Origin of the sequence: Streptococcus oralis, from assembly GCF_901543815.1 — a bacterium.
Classification (GTDB): domain Bacteria; phylum Bacillota; class Bacilli; order Lactobacillales; family Streptococcaceae; genus Streptococcus; species Streptococcus oralis_CM.
In genome coordinates this window covers 1,569,374-1,585,872 of record NZ_CABEIU010000002.1, presented here as the reverse complement: position 1 = coordinate 1,585,872, position 16,499 = coordinate 1,569,374, and the positions used below count along the sequence as shown (strand labels likewise).

The window sequence follows — 16,499 nt, the reverse complement described above, 5'->3', positions numbered from 1 at the left end:
AATTTCTAAAAAGGAGGCGAAAAATGTCTGAGGAAATAAAAAACGAAGAAGTAAAAGAAGAGGAAGTTGTTGAAACAACTGAAGAAACAACTCCTGAAAAGTCAGAACTAGACTTGGCAAATGAACGTGCGGACGAGTTTGAAAATAAATACCTTCGCGCTCATGCGGAAATGCAAAATATCCAACGTCGTGCCAACGAAGAACGCCAACTCTTGCAACGTTATCGTAGCCAAGATCTGGCAAAAGCAATTTTACCGTCGCTTGACAACTTAGAACGTGCACTAGCAGTTGAAGGTTTGACAGACGACGTCAAAAAAGGATTGGAGATGGTGCAAGAGAGCTTGATTCACGCTTTGAAAGAAGAAGGAATCGAAGAAATCGCAGCTGATGGTGAATTTGACCATAACTATCACATGGCCATCCAAACTCTCCCAGCAGACGATGAACACCCAGCAGATACCATCGCACAAGTCTTCCAAAAAGGCTACAAACTCCATGACCGCATCCTACGCCCAGCTATGGTAGTAGTATATAACTAGGCGATAAGTCAGAAATCTGTGATTTCGACGTCTCACATCGCAATATATACATAAAAACCTTGTCCGAAATGACACTAAACTATGAAAGAAAGATAAGAAGCAAGCCGGAGGTTTGCAAGGAAGATATTTCCCGCTGTGGTGAAAGTTTCAGTAGCTCATGCTACTGAAACAGGGGATTTTTGAGACAATAGGCTCAAAAATAAGTGATGAAATCCCGAAGGGAGTTGCTCACGTCCCCACCACTTAAGGGGAATATCAAAAAATCAAAATTCGAATTAAACTTTAAGGAGAAAAACACATGTCTAAAATTATCGGTATTGACTTAGGTACAACAAACTCAGCAGTAGCAGTTCTTGAAGGAACTGAATCAAAAATCATCGCAAACCCAGAAGGAAACCGTACAACTCCATCTGTAGTCTCATTCAAAAACGGTGAAATCATCGTTGGTGATGCTGCAAAACGTCAAGCAGTTACAAACCCAGATACAGTTATCTCTATCAAATCTAAAATGGGAACTTCTGAAAAAGTTTCTGCAAACGGAAAAGAATACACTCCACAAGAAATCTCAGCTATGATTCTTCAATACTTGAAAGGCTATGCAGAGGACTACCTTGGCGAAAAAGTGACAAAAGCAGTTATCACAGTTCCAGCTTACTTCAACGATGCTCAACGTCAAGCAACTAAAGACGCTGGTAAAATCGCTGGTCTTGAAGTAGAACGTATCGTCAACGAACCAACTGCAGCCGCTCTTGCTTACGGTTTGGACAAGACTGACAAAGAAGAAAAAATCTTGGTATTTGACCTTGGTGGTGGTACATTCGACGTATCTATCCTTGAATTGGGTGACGGTGTCTTCGACGTATTGTCAACTGCAGGGGACAACAAACTTGGTGGTGACGACTTTGACCAAAAAATCATCGACCACTTGGTAGCAGAATTCAAGAAAGAAAACGGGATTGACTTGTCTACTGACAAGATGGCAATGCAACGTTTGAAAGATGCAGCTGAAAAAGCGAAGAAAGACCTTTCTGGTGTAACTTCAACTCAAATCAGCTTGCCATTTATCACTGCAGGTGAGGCTGGACCTCTTCACTTGGAAATGACCTTGACTCGTGCGAAATTTGACGATTTGACTCGTGACCTTGTAGAACGTACAAAAGTTCCAGTTCGTCAAGCCCTTTCAGATGCAGGTTTGAGCTTGTCAGAAATCGACGAAGTGATCCTTGTTGGTGGTTCAACTCGTATCCCAGCTGTTGTAGAAGCTGTTAAAGCTGAAACTGGTAAAGAACCAAACAAATCAGTAAACCCTGATGAAGTAGTTGCTATGGGTGCTGCAATCCAAGGTGGTGTCATCACTGGTGATGTCAAAGACGTTGTCCTTCTTGACGTAACACCATTGTCACTTGGTATTGAAACAATGGGTGGTGTCTTCACAAAACTCATCGACCGTAACACAACAATTCCAACATCTAAATCACAAGTCTTCTCAACTGCAGCAGACAACCAACCAGCCGTTGATATCCACGTTCTTCAAGGTGAACGCCCAATGGCAGCAGATAACAAGACTCTTGGACGTTTCCAATTGACAGATATCCCAGCTGCACCTCGTGGAATTCCTCAAATCGAAGTAACATTTGACATCGACAAGAACGGTATCGTATCTGTTAAAGCGAAAGATCTTGGAACTCAAAAAGAACAAACAATTGTTATCCAATCTAACTCAGGTTTGACTGACGAAGAAATCGACCGCATGATGAAAGATGCAGAAGCTAACGCTGAAGCAGATAAGAAACGTAAAGAAGAAGTTGACCTTCGTAACGAAGTAGACCAAGCAATCTTTGCGACTGAAAAGACAATTAAGGAAACTGAAGGCAAAGGCTTCGACGCAGAACGTGATGCTGCCCAAGCTGCCCTTGATGACCTTAAGAAAGCGCAAGAAGACAACAACTTGGACGACATGAAAGCAAAACTTGAAGCATTGAACGAAAAAGCTCAAGGACTTGCTGTTAAACTCTACGAACAAGCCGCAGCAGCACAACAAGCTCAATCAGGAGCAGAAGGCGCGCAAGCAACAGGAAACGCAGGCGATGACGTCGTAGACGGAGAGTTTACGGAAAAATAAGATGCAAAGCCCGTTAAAACCTCACAGTGAAAATAGGAAATCTGACGCAGAAACTCTAGTTTCTAGGAAGATTTATCTTTTTCACCAAGAGGTTAGGGAGTGCTCGATTTAGCATTACTAGTTTGATTTTTAAAACTCGAACGTCGTAATGATAGGAAGAAATCCAGAGGTTGCAACCCAGCCTCTGTTTTTCGGTAAAAAGGGACTGAACCTGATTTGTTTGGGAATATAAAAGAAAGGAATTGAACCCGACCTAAATCGTGGTTTCGTCCCGCAATATTAACAGAAAGGAATAAGGGTGTTCGTAATTGAACTCGAGCGGAAAGCTTGGAAATTAGATAAACCTCCTAAGAAATCAGGATTTCTTGTCGGTTTCCTAAATTTCAGTCACTTTCTGTTCGCTCTTAGTATCTTGTATGAACAATACTGAATTTTATGATCGTCTGGGGGTGTCAAAAAACGCTTCGGCAGACGAGATCAAAAAGGCTTATCGTAAGCTTTCGAAAAAATATCACCCAGATATCAACAAGGAGCCTGGTGCTGAGGAAAAATACAAGGAAGTTCAAGAAGCCTATGAGACTTTGAGTGACGACCAAAAACGTGCAGCCTACGACCAATATGGTGCTGCGGGTGCCAACGGTGGCTTTGGAGGCTTCGGTGGTGGAGCAGGTGATTTTAACGGAGCAGGTGGCTTCGGTGGTTTTGAGGACATTTTCTCAAGTTTCTTCGGCGGAGGCGGAGCTTCGCGCAATCCAAACGCTCCTCGTCAAGGTGACGACCTCCAGTATCGTGTCAATTTGACCTTTGAAGAAGCCATCTTCGGAACGGAAAAAGAAGTTAAATACAACCGTGAAGCAAGCTGTCGTACCTGTAACGGATCTGGTGCTAAGCCAGGAACAAGTCCAGTCACTTGTGGACGCTGTCATGGTGCTGGTGTCATTAACGTCGATACGCAGACTCCTCTTGGTATGATGCGTCGCCAAGTAACTTGTGATGTCTGTCATGGTCGCGGAAAAGAAATTAAAGACCCATGTACTACATGTCATGGAACAGGTCATGAAAAGCAAGCTCATAGCGTACATGTAAAAATCCCTGCTGGTGTGGAAACTGGTCAACAAATCCGCCTAGCTGGTCAAGGCGAAGCAGGATTTAACGGTGGACCTTATGGTGACTTGTACGTAGTGGTTTCTGTGGAAGCCAGCGACAAGTTTGAACGTGAAGGAACAACCATTTTCTACAAGTTGAATCTCAATATTGTCCAAGCAGCCCTTGGTGATACTGTGGAAATTCCAACCGTGCATGGTGATGTTGAATTGGTCATTCCAGAGGGAACTCAGACTGGCAAGAAATTCCGCCTACGTGGCAAGGGAGCACCAAGCCTTCGTGGTGGTGCCGTTGGTGACCAATATGTTACGGTAAATGTCGTGACTCCGACAGGCTTGAACGATCGCCAGAAAGCAGCGCTTAAAGAATTTGCAGCTGCAGGTGATTTGAAAGTCAATCCAAAGAAAAAAGGCTTCTTTGACCATATTAAAGATGCTTTTGAAGGGGAATAACGTAAAAAGAGCCGATTGGCTCTTTTTTGTGTTGTCTTTGAAAATTCAGCATCGAAAAATCATTTTTAGGTTACCTTACTATTTATACTTTTGAGTGAGCAAGCCAGCTGCATCCATCTCCTGGATGAGTTGCTTGATTTCCGCTTCTTTGCCTGGCTTAACGATGATGGTATCAATGTGGTTGATTGCCGAATTATCCTGAATATCCACCAAGGTCAAAGCTTTTTCATAGAATGCAATTCCCTTTTTAAGACTTTCCTGATCATTCCAAAAGAGAATTGAGTAATTGGGATTAAATTTCTTTCCGATTTCTTGGAGATACTTCTCGCTTTCTTTCTCTAAAAACTGCAATAAACCATGATTGAACAAGTTATCCCCTACTTTATAATATGAAATCTCTCCTGTCTGGAGGACATAGACTTCGAGTCGGTTTTTGGTGAGTTTTGGACTTTCTTTTAGGACGGGGTGGCTATTGACAACCTCATCTGAGAAAGTAACATAAAAATTTAAGCCTCCACCCTCGTATTGATAGTGTCCATTTGATTCTACTTTCTCAGGAGGGAGGTCAAGGGAGATAAAGATTTGTTTTAAGGCTTCATTCCCCTCGCGGATGTCACTCGGTGAAGCCTTGAAAATATTCATCAGTAATAGAAATGCTAGGGCTGCAAGAAGGCAGAGACAGCCGCAAGGGATCGCGATGACCTTCGCTAGAACTTTTAAAGACTGTTTCATTTTCATTCCCTCCCTTTTCTGTTCGAATCTAGTAACCCAAAATGGATTTAAGGAAAGTTGGAGGCTTTCTTATTCTTGTTTTTCTTCTTGGAGGACCGCCATTCTGGTTTGGAAATCTTTTTCCAAGACTTTGAATTTATAGGTTAAATCTTTTTGGTATTCCTTGATGAGTTCTTTTTGTTGGTTGATAACTTGCAGGCTGTTTTGAATGATATCCAAATCCTCCTTCATAGCCTCGACACGGTCGCTAGTGTCTATAAACTCCTCCGTGATGGTTTGGCGATTTTTCACGACAAAATAACTTCCAGCTGCAGCTCCTGCGAATAGCAATAGATTGGATAGTTTCATGGCAACTCCTTAAGCGTTTCTAATGGTTTCAGCGACTTGGGCAAGTTTGTCAAAGTCAGGTTCGTGAGCGATAAAGTCAATCTTGAGGTCATCTTCTGCACCGTAGCGAGGTACGAGGTGCACATGGGTATGAAAGACCGTTTGACCAGCGACTTCCTCGCAATTGGCAATGATATTCATGCCAGCAGCCTTGGTAGCTTTCATAACTTTTTGAGCTACTTTTGGTACTTGGGCAAAGAGTTGGCTGGCGCTAGTAGCATCCATTTCCAAAAGATTGCGATAGTGCTCTTTTGGTACGACCAAGGTGTGTCCTGGTGTTACTTGAGAGATATCAAGAAAGGCAAGAACCTGCTCATCCTCGTATACTTTTGAAGCAGGAATCTCCCCTGCGATGATCTTACAAAAAATGCAATCTGACATAAAATCCACCTCTACTGTATTGAATTTTGATATAATATAGCTACATTATACCAGATTCGGAGAAAATATGTTAGAAATTAAAAACCTGACAGGAGGCTATGTTCACGTTCCTGTCTTGAAAGATGTGTCCTTTACAGTTGAAAGTGGGCAGTTGGTCGGTTTGATTGGGCTCAATGGTGCTGGGAAATCAACGACAATCAATGAAATTATCGGTCTGTTGACCCCTTACAGTGGGGAAATCAAGATTAATGGTCTCACCCTGCGAGAAGATGCGACCAACTATCGCAAACAGATTGGCTACATCCCAGAAACGCCTAGCTTGTACGAGGAATTGACCCTCAGAGAGCATATCGAGACGGTTGCCATGGCCTATGGTATTGAGCAGAATATAGCTTTTGAGCGAGTAGAATCTTTGTTAAAAATGTTTCGTTTGGATCAAAAATTAGACTGGTTTCCAGTTCATTTCTCCAAAGGGATGAAGCAGAAGGTCATGATTATCTGTGCTTTTGTCGTGGATCCGAGTCTTTTTATCGTTGATGAGCCTTTCCTTGGTCTCGATCCTCTGGCTATTTCTGACTTGATTCGGCTTTTGGAAGTAGAAAAGCAAAAAGGCAAGTCCATTCTCATGAGTACCCACGTGCTGGATTCGGCGGAGAAGATGTGTGATGCCTTTGTCATTCTCCACAAGGGGGAGGTGCGGGCTCAAGGTAACCTTCACCAACTCCGCGAAGCCTTTGCCATGCCTGAGGCTAGTTTGAATGACATTTACTTGGCTCTGACCAAAGAGGAGGAGCTATGAAAGACTTGTTTTTAAAGCGAAAGCAGGCTTTTCGTAAGGAGTGTGTCGGCTATCTGCGTTATGTTCTAAATGACCACTTTGTCTTGTTCCTGCTAGTTCTCATCGGTTTTCTAGCCTACCAGTACAGTCAGCTCTTGCAACATTTTCCTGAAAATCATTGGCCTATTCTCTTGTTTTTGGGGATTGTCTCTGCCTTGCTTTTAGCTTGGGGAGGAATCGCGACCTACATGGAAGTACCTGACAAGCTCTTTCTCTTAGTCAGTGAAGAGGAGGTCAAGTCCCACCTCAAAGGGCAGACGGTGCGCTCACTGGTCTTTTGGCTCTTTGTCCAAAACCTTTTCTTGCTGTTATTTGCGCCCTTATTTTTAGCCATGGGCTATGGTTTGCCAGTCTTTCTGGTTTATGTGCTCCTATTGGGTGTAGGGAAATATCTGATCTTTCGTCAAAAAGCCCGTAAATTTTTTACAGAGAATGGGCTTGACTGGGACTATGTGATCGCCCAAGAAAGCAAGCGCAAGCAAGTCTTGCTTCGTTTCTTTGCTCTCTTTACTCAGGTCAAAGGCGTTTCAAATAGTGTCAAACGTCGCGCTTATCTGGATTTTATCCTTAAAGCAGTTCAGAAAGTGCCGGGCAAGATTTGGCAAAATCTCTATCTTCGTTCTTATCTGCGAAATGGGGACCTCTTTGCCCTCAGTTTGCGCCTTTTGATCCTATCCTTGTTAGCACTAGTCTTTATCGAGCAAGCTTGGATTGCGACGGCAGTGGTGGTTCTATTTAACTACCTCTTGCTTTTCCAGTTGCTGGCCCTCTATCACGCCTTTGATTACCAATACTTGACCAAGCTCTTTCCACTAGAAAAAGGGGAGAAAGAAAAGGGTCTGAAACAGATTGTAGTCGGTGTGGGAAGTGCAGTTCTTTTGTTGGAATTGCTGGTCGGAGCAGTGGTTTTTCAAGAAAAAATAGCCTTGTTGGCTCTTGTAGGGGCTAGTCTCTTCCTACAATTGTTTTATTTACCTTACCAACTGAAAAGATTGGTTGACGAATAGACCAAAAACTAGTAGAATAGTAAGGAAACTTTATACGGAGGAAAGAAATGGACTTGGGTGATAATGAGCTAACGCTGACCCCTATACCTGGGAAGAGCGGCAAAGCTTATATGGGAAGCTACCCTGATGGGAAGCGCGTCTTTGTAAAAATGAACACCTCTCCAATCCTACCTGGCCTAGCCAGAGAACAAATCGCTCCTCAATTACTATGGACTCGTCGTTTGCCAGATGGCCGTGATATGTGTGCTCAGGAATGGCTGACGGGCAAAATCTTGACCCCTTACGATATGAATCGCAAGCAGATTATCAATATCTTGAACCGCCTTCACCGCTCGCGTCCTTTGATGAAGCAGTTGAGCCGTTTGGGATACACCATGGAAACACCAGTTGATTTGCTACGTTCTTGGCAGCAAGGAGTTCCAGAAATCTTGAAGCAGAACCACTATTTGAACAGTGTGATTGCGGAGCTAGGTAAGACGGTTCCAGGTTTTAGAGAAGACCATGCAACGATTGTGCATGGGGATCTTCGTCATAGTAATTGGATTGAGACAGAGAGTGGACTCGTTTATCTAGTGGATTGGGATTCGGTTCGTCTGACGGATCGTATGTTTGATGTGGCGCATTTGCTATGCCACTACATTCCAGATCATCAGTGGCGTCAATGGTTGAGAGACTACGGCTATAAGTACAATCAGACAGTGTTAGATAAATTGTATTGGTATGGTCAGTATTCTTACTTGAACCAGATTGCCAAATACTGTGAAAATCAAGATTTAGACAATGTAAACCGGGAGATTTATGCCTTGCGCGTCTTCCGTGACAAGTACGGAAAGAAGAGATGAGAGTTAGAAATCGTAAAGGGGCGACAGAATTACTAGAGGCTAATCCTCAGTATGTAGTCCTCAATCCCTTAGAAGCAAAAGGGAAATGGCGAGACTTGTTTGGAAATGATCATCCTATTCATGTTGAGGTTGGAAGTGGGAAAGGGGCCTTCGTATCTGGAATGGCCAAACAAAACCCTGACATCAACTACATCGGGATTGACATTCAAAAGTCAGTATTGAGTTATGCCTTGGACAAGGTGCTTGAAGTTGGAGTGCCCAATATCAAATTGCTGTGGGTAGATGGTTCAGATTTGACTGACTACTTTGAAGACGGGGAGATTGATCGTCTCTACCTAAACTTTTCAGATCCCTGGCCTAAAAAACGCCATGAAAAGCGTCGTTTGACTTACAAGAGTTTCTTGGATACCTTCAAGCGCATCTTGCCTGAGAATGGGGAAATCCATTTCAAGACAGATAACCGTGGCTTGTTTGAGTACAGTCTAGTGAGCTTTTCTCAGTATGGGATGAGACTCAATGGTGTTTGGCTGGACTTGCATGCCAGTGATTTTGAAGGCAATGTCATGACAGAATATGAGCAAAAATTCTCCAACAAGGGTCAAGTGATCTACCGAGTTGAGGCAGAATTTTAAGAAATAGCTTGAAAACCAGCTGTTTGAGTGCTAATGCTTTACATAAATTGACAAACGTGCTATACTGATAGTAAGAATATGAGAAAGAGAGGCGGGGATATATCTTCGCCTCTTGCTTATGAGGAGGTGGACGCAATCGCAACAATCGTAGAATTAGTCAGAGAAGTTGTAGAACCTGTCATCCAAGCGCCTTTCGAGCTCGTGGATATCGAGTATGGAAAGATTGGCAGTGACATGATTCTCAGTATTTTTGTAGATAAACCCGAAGGAATTACCTTGAACGACACGGCAGACCTGACAGAAATCATCAGTCCTGTCCTAGACACTATCAAGCCCGATCCCTTCCCAGAACAATATTTCCTAGAAATCACCAGTCCAGGCTTGGAACGTCCTTTGAAAACCAAGGATGCTGTCGCTGGAGCAGTTGGGAAATACATTCATGTCGGGCTCTACCAAGCCATTGATAAGCAAAAAGTCTTTGAAGGAACCTTGGTATCCTTTGAAGAGGATGAGTTGACTATGGAGTATATGGACAAGACACGTAAGAAAACCGTCCAAATTCCATACAGTTTAGTATCAAAAGCACGTTTAGCAGTAAAACTATAGAAAAGAAAGGATAGCTTTTGAGGATTCAAAAGTAAAAAGAACATGAGTAAAGAAATGCTAGAGGCCTTCCGCATTTTGGAAGAAGACAAGGGAATCAAAAAAGAAGACATCATCGACGCAGTAGTAGAGTCGCTTCGTTCCGCTTATCGCAGACGCTATGGTCAGTCTGACAGCGTAGCTATCGACTTCAATGAAAAGACAGGTGACTTTACTGTCTATACTGTTCGTGAAGTTGTTGATGAAGTATTTGATAGCCGTTTGGAAATCAGCTTGAAAGATGCTCTTGCCATTAATTCAGCCTATGAACTTGGTGACAAGATCAAGTTTGAAGAAGCACCAGCTGAGTTTGGTCGTGTAGCAGCCCAATCTGCTAAACAAACCATCATGGAAAAAATGCGCAAGCAAACACGTGCCATCACCTACAATACTTACAAGGAACATGAACAAGAAATCATGTCTGGTACAGTAGAACGATTTGACAACCGCTTTATCTATGTCAACCTTGGCAGCATCGAAGCCCAATTGTCAAAACAAGACCAAATCCCTGGAGAAGTTTTTGCTTCCCACGACCGTATTGAGGTTTACGTTTATAAAGTTGAAGACAACCCTCGTGGTGTCAACGTCTTTGTTAGCCGTAGCCATCCAGAAATGATCAAACGTTTGATGGAGCAAGAAATTCCAGAAGTCTACGATGGAACTGTTGAAATCATGAGCGTAGCCCGCGAAGCTGGTGACCGTACTAAAGTTGCCGTTCGTAGCCACAATCCTAACGTGGATGCTATCGGTACAATCGTTGGGCGTGGTGGTGCCAATATCAAGAAGATCACCAGCAAATTCCACCCAGCTCGTTACGATGCTAAGAGCGACCGCATGATTCCTGTCGAAGAAAACATCGACGTTATTGAGTGGGTAGCAGATCCAGCTGAGTTTATCTACAATGCTATCGCACCTGCAGAGGTTGACCAAGTTATCTTTGATGAAAATGACAGCAAACGTGCCTTGGTCGTTGTGCCTGATAACAAGCTTTCTCTTGCCATCGGTCGTCGTGGACAAAACGTTCGCTTGGCAGCTCATTTGACAGGTTACCGTATCGATATCAAGTCTGCCAGTGAATTTGAAGCTATGGAAGAAGCAGGTCAAGTGGATTACGCAGCTGCGGACGAATTGATCGAAGAATAAAAGCTGCTAGAGGAGGGAAAGATGAAAACAAGAAAAATCCCTTTGCGCAAGTCTGTTGTATCCAATGAAGTGATTGATAAGCGTGATTTGCTCCGCATTGTCAAGAACAAAGAAGGGCAAGTCTTTATCGATCCGACAGGCAAGGCCAATGGCCGAGGCGCTTATATCAAGCTAGACAATGCAGAAGCCCTAGAGGCCAAAAAGAAGAGAGTCTTTAACCGCAGCTTTAACATGGAAGTGGAAGAAAGCTTTTATGACGAGTTGATCGCCTATGTGGATCACAAAGTGAAAAGAAGAGAGTTAGGACTTGAATAAGCAAAAGATAAGCAATCTCTTGGGACTTGCTCAACGAGCAGGCCGGATCATATCAGGTGAGGAATTGGCGGTCAAGGCCATCCAAGACCAGAAAGCCAAGCTAGTCTTTCTAGCCCATGATGCTGGTCCCAATCTGACCAAGAAGATTCAAGATAAAAGTGACTATTATCAAGTAGAAGTTATAACCGTGTTTTCAACACTGGAATTAAGCATAGCAGTCGGAAAATCGAGAAAGGTTTTGGCTGTGACAGATGCTGGATTTACAAAGAAAATGAGGTCTCTTATGGAATAGAAGAGGAGGACATGATTTGTCTAAGAAAAGATTGTACGAAATCGCAAAAGAACTTGGAAAAGAAAGTAAAGAAGTTGTAGCGCGTGCAAAAGAGTTGGGCTTGGATGTGAAAAGCCACTCATCGAGCGTGGAAGCTGCTGCTGCTGAACAAATCGCAGCTAGCTTTAAACCTGCACCTGCTCCGAAGGCAGAAGCAAAACCTGCGACACCAAAAGCAAGTGTAGAAAAGAAGGCGGGAAAGCCTGCACCAGCTACACCAGCTACACCTGCAGTTCCTAAGGAAGAAAAAGTAGTGGCTGCAAGACCACAAAGTCGAAATTTCAAGGCGGAGCGTGAGGCGCGTGCCAAAGAGCAGGCAGAGCGACGCAAACAAAACAAGGGCAACAACCGTGACCAACAACAAAACGGCAACCGTCAGAAAAACGACGGCCGTAATGGTGGCAAACCTGGTCAAGGGAACCGCGACAATCGCCGTTTCAACGATCAAGGGAAAAAACCACAAGGTCAAGGGAATCGAGGCAATGATCGCCGCCAGCAGCAAGACTTCCAGTCCAAGCAAACTGGACCACGTGTTGACTTTAAAGCCCGTGCAGCAGCCCTAAAAGCAGAGCAAAATGCAGAGTACGCACGCTCAAGCGAGGAACGCTTCAAACAATCGCAAGCTGCCAAAGAAGCCTTGGCTCAAGCTAATAAACGCAAGGAGCCTGAAGAAATCTTTGAAGAAGCTGCTAAGCTAGCTGAACAAACGCAGCCAGTGGTAACAGTAGCTCCTGTAGCGAAAGAAGCGCCAGTGGATACACGTCGTAAAAAACAAGCTCGACCAGACAAAGAACGTGATGATTATGATCACGAAGAAGATGGTCCTAGAAAACAACAAAAGAATCGAAGTAGTCAAAATCAAGTGAGAAATCAAAAGAATAGCAACTGGAATAACAACAAGAAGAATAAAAAAGGCAACAAGCAAAATAACCGCAATCAGGCACCAAAACCTGTTACAGAGCGTAAGTTCCACGAATTGCCAACAGAATTTGAGTATACAGATGGTATGACTGTTGCGGAAATCGCAAAACGTATCAAACGTGAACCAGCAGAAATCGTTAAGAAACTCTTTATGATGGGTGTGATGGCCACACAAAACCAATCCTTGGATGGAGAAACCATCGAACTCCTCATGGTGGATTATGGTATCGAAGCCAAACAAAAGGTTGAAGTGGATAATGCCGATATCGAACGTTTCTTTGTCGAAGATGGATATCTCAATGAAGATGAATTGGTTGAGCGTCCACCAGTTGTAACCATTATGGGACACGTTGACCATGGTAAAACAACCCTCTTGGATACCCTTCGTAACTCTCGTGTAGCGACAGGTGAAGCGGGTGGTATCACTCAGCATATCGGTGCCTACCAAATCGTGGAAAATGGCAAGAAGATTACCTTCCTTGATACACCAGGGCACGCGGCCTTTACCTCTATGCGTGCGCGTGGTGCTTCTGTTACCGATATTACCATCTTGGTCGTTGCGGCAGATGACGGGGTTATGCCTCAGACTATCGAAGCCATCAACCACTCAAAAGCGGCCAACGTTCCAATTATCGTGGCTATCAACAAGATTGATAAACCAGGTGCCAATCCAGAACGCGTTATCGGTGAATTGGCAGAGCATGGGGTTATGTCAACAGCTTGGGGTGGAGATTCTGAATTTGTTGAAATCTCAGCTAAATTCAACCAAAATATCGATGAACTCTTGGAAACGGTCCTACTTGTGGCTGAAATCCAAGAACTCAAGGCCGACCCAACAGTGCGTGCGATCGGTACCGTTATCGAAGCTCGCTTGGATAAAGGAAAAGGTGCGGTCGCAACCCTTCTTGTTCAACAAGGTACCTTGAATGTCCAAGATCCAATCGTTGTCGGAAATACTTTCGGACGTGTCCGTGCTATGACCAATGATCTTGGTCGTCGTGTTAAGGTTGCAGGTCCATCAACGCCGGTTTCTATCACAGGTCTAAACGAAGCGCCAATGGCGGGTGACCATTTTGCTGTTTACGAAGATGAAAAATCTGCGCGTGCAGCAGGTGAAGAACGTGCGAAACGTGCCCTCATGAAACAACGTCAAGCTACCCAACGTGTCAGCCTTGAAAACCTCTTTGATACGCTTAAAGCTGGTGAGCTTAAGTCAGTTAACGTTATCATCAAGGCCGACGTACAAGGTTCAGTTGAAGCCCTTTCTGCCTCACTTCAAAAGATCGACGTAGAAGGTGTCAAAGTTACCATTGTCCACTCGGCAGTCGGTGCTATCAACGAATCTGACGTGACTCTTGCGGAAGCTTCAAATGCCTTCATCGTTGGTTTCAACGTACGCCCTACACCACAAGCTCGTCAACAAGCCGAAGCTGACGATGTAGAAATCCGTCTCCACAGCATTATCTACAAGGTTATCGAAGAGATGGAAGAAGCCATGAAAGGGATGCTTGATCCAGAATTTGAAGAAAAAGTTATCGGTGAAGCAGTTATCCGTGAAACCTTCAAGGTATCTAAAGTGGGAACCATCGGTGGATTTATGGTTATGAGTGGTAAGGTTACCCGCGACTCGAAAGTTCGTGTTATCCGTGATGGTGTCGTTATCTATGACGGTGAACTTGCAAGCTTGAAACACTACAAAGATGATGTCAAAGAAGTTACAAACGGTCGTGAAGGTGGATTGATGATTGATGGCTACAATGATATCAAGATGGATGATGTGATTGAGGCTTATGTCATGGAAGAAATCAAACGATAATAGAGAAACGATAGCCAATTTGACTCGTCGTCAACAGCGCCTTGATGAACCCTTAGTTCTATCTAAGGCTTGTTTCCTAGATTCAAATGGCTCTAGTTCCTCTATCTAATAAAAATAGCTAGGTCTGCTGGCCTAGCTTTTGGTTCAAAGTAGAGAAAGGAATATCATGGCAAATCATTTCCGTACGGATCGTGTGGGCATGGAAATCAAGCGTGAAGTCAATGAGATTTTGCAAAAGAAAGTCCGTGATCCGCGTGTCCAAGGTGTGACCATTACAGATGTTCAGATGCTGGGTGACTTGTCTGTTGCCAAGGTTTACTACACCATTTTGAGTAACCTTGCTTCGGATAACCAAAAAGCTCAAATCGGGCTTGAAAAAGCAACTGGTACCATCAAACGTGAACTTGGTCGCAATTTGAAATTGTACAAAATCCCAGATTTAACCTTCGTCAAAGATGAATCCATTGAATATGGAAATAAGATTGACGAGATGCTACGCAATCTGGATAAAAACTAAGAAAGAGGGGGTGCCCCTCTTTTTTGGTGTATGCTAATCGTCCTTGTGGTATAATATAAGCAGTAAAATCATTTTATACTCTTCGAAAATCAAATTCAAACCACGTCAGCTTCACCTTGCCGTACTTAAGTACAGCCTGCGGCTAGCTTCCTAGTTTGCTCTTTGATTTTCATTGAGTATTAGAACATACATGGAGGTCGTCATGGACAATATCATCGATGTGTCAATACCCGTTGCGGAAGTGGTGGACAAGCATCCAGAAGTCTTGGAAATCCTAGTGGAGCTGGGTTTTAAACCACTTGCTAATCCCTTGATGCGCAATACAGTCGGTCGCAAAGTATCGCTCAAACAGGGTTCGAAGCTCGAAGGAACTCCTATGGACAAGATTGTCCGCACGCTAGAAGCGAACGGCTATGAAGTGATTGGATTAGACTAATGGCAGATGAACGGATTCATATCCTACGGGATATTTTGTTAGAATTGCACAACGGCGCCTCTCCTGAGTCAGTTCAGGAGCGTTTTGATGCGACCTTTACGGGTGTTTCAGCCATCGAGATTTCCCTCATGGAACATGAGCTGATGAACTCAGACTCAGGTGTCACCTTTGAAGATGTCATGGAACTCTGTGATGTCCATGCCAATCTTTTTAAAAATGCTGTTAAGGGCGTTGAAGTGGAAGATACCGAGCATCCTGGTCACCCAGTTCGCGTCTTCAAGGATGAAAATCTGGGCCTCCGTGCAGCCTTGATTCGCATTCGGAGATTGTTAGATACCTATGAGTCTATGGAAGACGAGGAAATGCTGGCAGAGATGCGCAAGGGTTTGGTTCGTCAAATGGGGCTGTTGGGGCAATTTGACATCCACTACCAGCGCAAGGAAGAGCTCTTCTTTCCTATCATGGAGCGCTATGGTCACGATTCACCCCCTAAGGTTATGTGGGGAGTGGATGATCAGATCAGAGAACTCTTTCAGACAGCTCTAGCGACAGCCAAGTCACTGCCAGAAGTGCCGATTAGCACTGTAAAGGAAGCTTTTGAAGCTTTTGCGACAGAGTTTGAAAGTATGATTTTCAAGGAAGAGTCCATCCTCCTCATGATTCTTCTTGAGTCCTTCACTCAGGATGACTGGATTCAGATTGCGGAGGAGAGCGATGCTTACGGCTATGCCATCATCCGTCCGTCTGAGAAATGGGTTCCAGAACGCCAGAGTTTTGTTGAGGAGAAGAGTACAGAGGAGGCCGTGCAGCTAGACATGGCTGAAGGCCAAGTTCAGCAAGTTATCGATACGCCAGAAGGCCAGTTTACCATTACCTTTACCCCTAAGGAAAAGGAAGCAGTGCTGGACCGCCATAGTCAACAGGCTTTTGGGAATGGCTATCTCTCGGTCGAGCAGGCCAACCTCATCCTTAATCACCTCCCTATGGAGATTACCTTTGTCAATAAAGACGATATTTTCCAGTATTACAATGACAATACGCCAGCTGATGAGATGATTTTCAAACGGACTCCGTCCCAAGTTGGGCGCAATGTCGAGTTATGTCACCCTCCAAAATATCTGGAGAAAGTCAAAGCTATCATGCAAGGTCTTCGTGAAGGGGTCAAGGACAAGTATGAAATGTGGTTCAAGTCTGAGTCGCGAGGCAAGTTTGTCCACATCACCTATGCTGCGGTACACGATGAGAACGGGGAATTTCAAGGAGTCCTAGAGTATGTTCAGGACATTCAGCCCTACCGTGAGATTGATACGGACTACTTCCGTGGATTAGAATAAGGAGAAGC

At 44.1% G+C, this 16,499-nt stretch carries 18 protein-coding genes; 15 read left to right on the top strand and 3 right to left on the bottom strand.

Annotated elements, in window-relative coordinates:
• Nucleotides 1-23 precede the first annotated feature (23 nt).
• The 3 genes from grpE (at nt 24) to dnaJ (ending at nt 4,217) form a co-directional block, all read left to right on the top strand.
• Nucleotides 24-539, top strand: a complete 516-nt coding sequence (gene grpE / locus FQT28_RS08045; RefSeq protein WP_001288015.1) for a nucleotide exchange factor GrpE — start codon at nt 24-26, stop codon at nt 537-539.
• 298 nt (nt 540-837) lie between these two features.
• Nucleotides 838-2,661 carry a molecular chaperone DnaK gene (gene dnaK / locus FQT28_RS08040; RefSeq protein WP_143989903.1) on the top strand — a complete coding sequence of 608 codons (1,824 nt, stop codon included), beginning with the start codon at nt 838-840 and terminating at the stop codon, nt 2,659-2,661.
• A 416-nt stretch (nt 2,662-3,077) separates the two neighbouring features.
• Nucleotides 3,078-4,217, top strand: a complete 1,140-nt coding sequence (gene dnaJ / locus FQT28_RS08035; RefSeq protein ID WP_143989902.1) for a molecular chaperone DnaJ — start codon at nt 3,078-3,080, stop codon at nt 4,215-4,217.
• Nucleotides 4,218-4,295: 78 nt separating this feature from the next.
• Here dnaJ and FQT28_RS08030 read toward each other — a convergent pair whose 3' ends face one another.
• The 3 genes from FQT28_RS08030 to FQT28_RS08020 form a co-directional block, all read right to left on the bottom strand.
• Complete coding sequence (locus tag FQT28_RS08030) at nt 4,296-4,949, bottom strand: hypothetical protein (RefSeq protein ID WP_185952365.1); 654 nt, start codon at nt 4,947-4,949, stop codon at nt 4,296-4,298.
• A gap of 69 nt (nt 4,950-5,018) precedes the next feature.
• Nucleotides 5,019-5,297, bottom strand: coding sequence for a hypothetical protein (locus FQT28_RS08025; RefSeq protein ID WP_143989900.1), 279 nt, complete (start codon nt 5,295-5,297; stop codon nt 5,019-5,021).
• 9 nt (nt 5,298-5,306) lie between these two features.
• Nucleotides 5,307-5,717, bottom strand: a complete 411-nt coding sequence (locus FQT28_RS08020) for an HIT family protein (protein WP_084945811.1) — start codon at nt 5,715-5,717, stop codon at nt 5,307-5,309.
• Between the two features lie 67 nt (nt 5,718-5,784).
• Between FQT28_RS08020 and FQT28_RS08015 the strand changes: the two genes are divergently transcribed.
• The 12 genes from FQT28_RS08015 to FQT28_RS07960 all read left to right on the top strand — a co-directional run bounded on the left by FQT28_RS08015 (nt 5,785) and on the right by FQT28_RS07960 (nt 16,491).
• Nucleotides 5,785-6,516, top strand: coding sequence for an ABC transporter ATP-binding protein (locus FQT28_RS08015; protein ID WP_143989899.1), 732 nt, complete (start codon nt 5,785-5,787; stop codon nt 6,514-6,516).
• Nucleotides 6,513-7,562 carry an ABC transporter permease gene (locus FQT28_RS08010; RefSeq protein ID WP_143989898.1) on the top strand — a complete coding sequence of 350 codons (1,050 nt, stop codon included), beginning with the start codon at nt 6,513-6,515 and terminating at the stop codon, nt 7,560-7,562. The genes FQT28_RS08015 and FQT28_RS08010 overlap by 4 nt, the downstream gene beginning before the upstream one ends.
• A 47-nt stretch (nt 7,563-7,609) precedes the next feature.
• Nucleotides 7,610-8,404 carry a cell cycle regulator CcrZ gene (ccrZ, locus tag FQT28_RS08005; RefSeq protein WP_000363019.1) on the top strand — a complete coding sequence of 265 codons (795 nt, stop codon included), beginning with the start codon at nt 7,610-7,612 and terminating at the stop codon, nt 8,402-8,404.
• Nucleotides 8,401-9,036, top strand: coding sequence for a tRNA (guanosine(46)-N7)-methyltransferase TrmB (gene trmB / locus FQT28_RS08000; protein WP_143989897.1), 636 nt, complete (start codon nt 8,401-8,403; stop codon nt 9,034-9,036). Before ccrZ ends, trmB begins: the two co-directional genes overlap by 4 nt.
• Nucleotides 9,037-9,162: 126 nt before the next feature.
• Nucleotides 9,163-9,642: a ribosome maturation factor RimP gene (gene rimP, locus FQT28_RS07995; protein WP_000338695.1), complete on the top strand. Its 480-nt coding sequence runs from the start codon at nt 9,163-9,165 to the stop codon at nt 9,640-9,642.
• 42 nt (nt 9,643-9,684) lie between these two features.
• Complete coding sequence (nusA, locus tag FQT28_RS07990; RefSeq protein WP_000032277.1) at nt 9,685-10,821, top strand: transcription termination factor NusA; 1,137 nt, start codon at nt 9,685-9,687, stop codon at nt 10,819-10,821.
• Nucleotides 10,822-10,842: 21 nt separating this feature from the next.
• Entirely contained in the window at nt 10,843-11,136 is a 294-nt protein-coding gene (gene rnpM / locus FQT28_RS07985; protein WP_000857564.1) for an RNase P modulator RnpM, read from the top strand.
• Entirely contained in the window at nt 11,129-11,428 is a 300-nt protein-coding gene (locus FQT28_RS07980; protein ID WP_143989896.1) for a YlxQ-related RNA-binding protein, read from the top strand. The genes rnpM and FQT28_RS07980 overlap by 8 nt, the downstream gene beginning before the upstream one ends.
• A gap of 16 nt (nt 11,429-11,444) precedes the next feature.
• Nucleotides 11,445-14,204 (top strand): translation initiation factor IF-2, encoded by a 2,760-nt coding sequence (gene infB, locus FQT28_RS07975; protein ID WP_143989895.1) that lies wholly within the window; start codon nt 11,445-11,447, stop codon nt 14,202-14,204.
• Nucleotides 14,205-14,370: 166 nt separating this feature from the next.
• Entirely contained in the window at nt 14,371-14,721 is a 351-nt protein-coding gene (gene rbfA, locus FQT28_RS07970) for a 30S ribosome-binding factor RbfA (protein ID WP_001273601.1), read from the top strand.
• Between the two features lie 202 nt (nt 14,722-14,923).
• A complete protein-coding gene (locus FQT28_RS07965; protein ID WP_000368739.1) occupies nt 14,924-15,157 on the top strand; it encodes a DUF1858 domain-containing protein in 234 nt (77 codons plus the stop codon).
• Complete coding sequence (locus tag FQT28_RS07960) at nt 15,157-16,491, top strand: DUF438 domain-containing protein (protein ID WP_125450157.1); 1,335 nt, start codon at nt 15,157-15,159, stop codon at nt 16,489-16,491. The genes FQT28_RS07965 and FQT28_RS07960 overlap by 1 nt, the downstream gene beginning before the upstream one ends.
• Nucleotides 16,492-16,499: the final 8 nt, after the last annotated feature.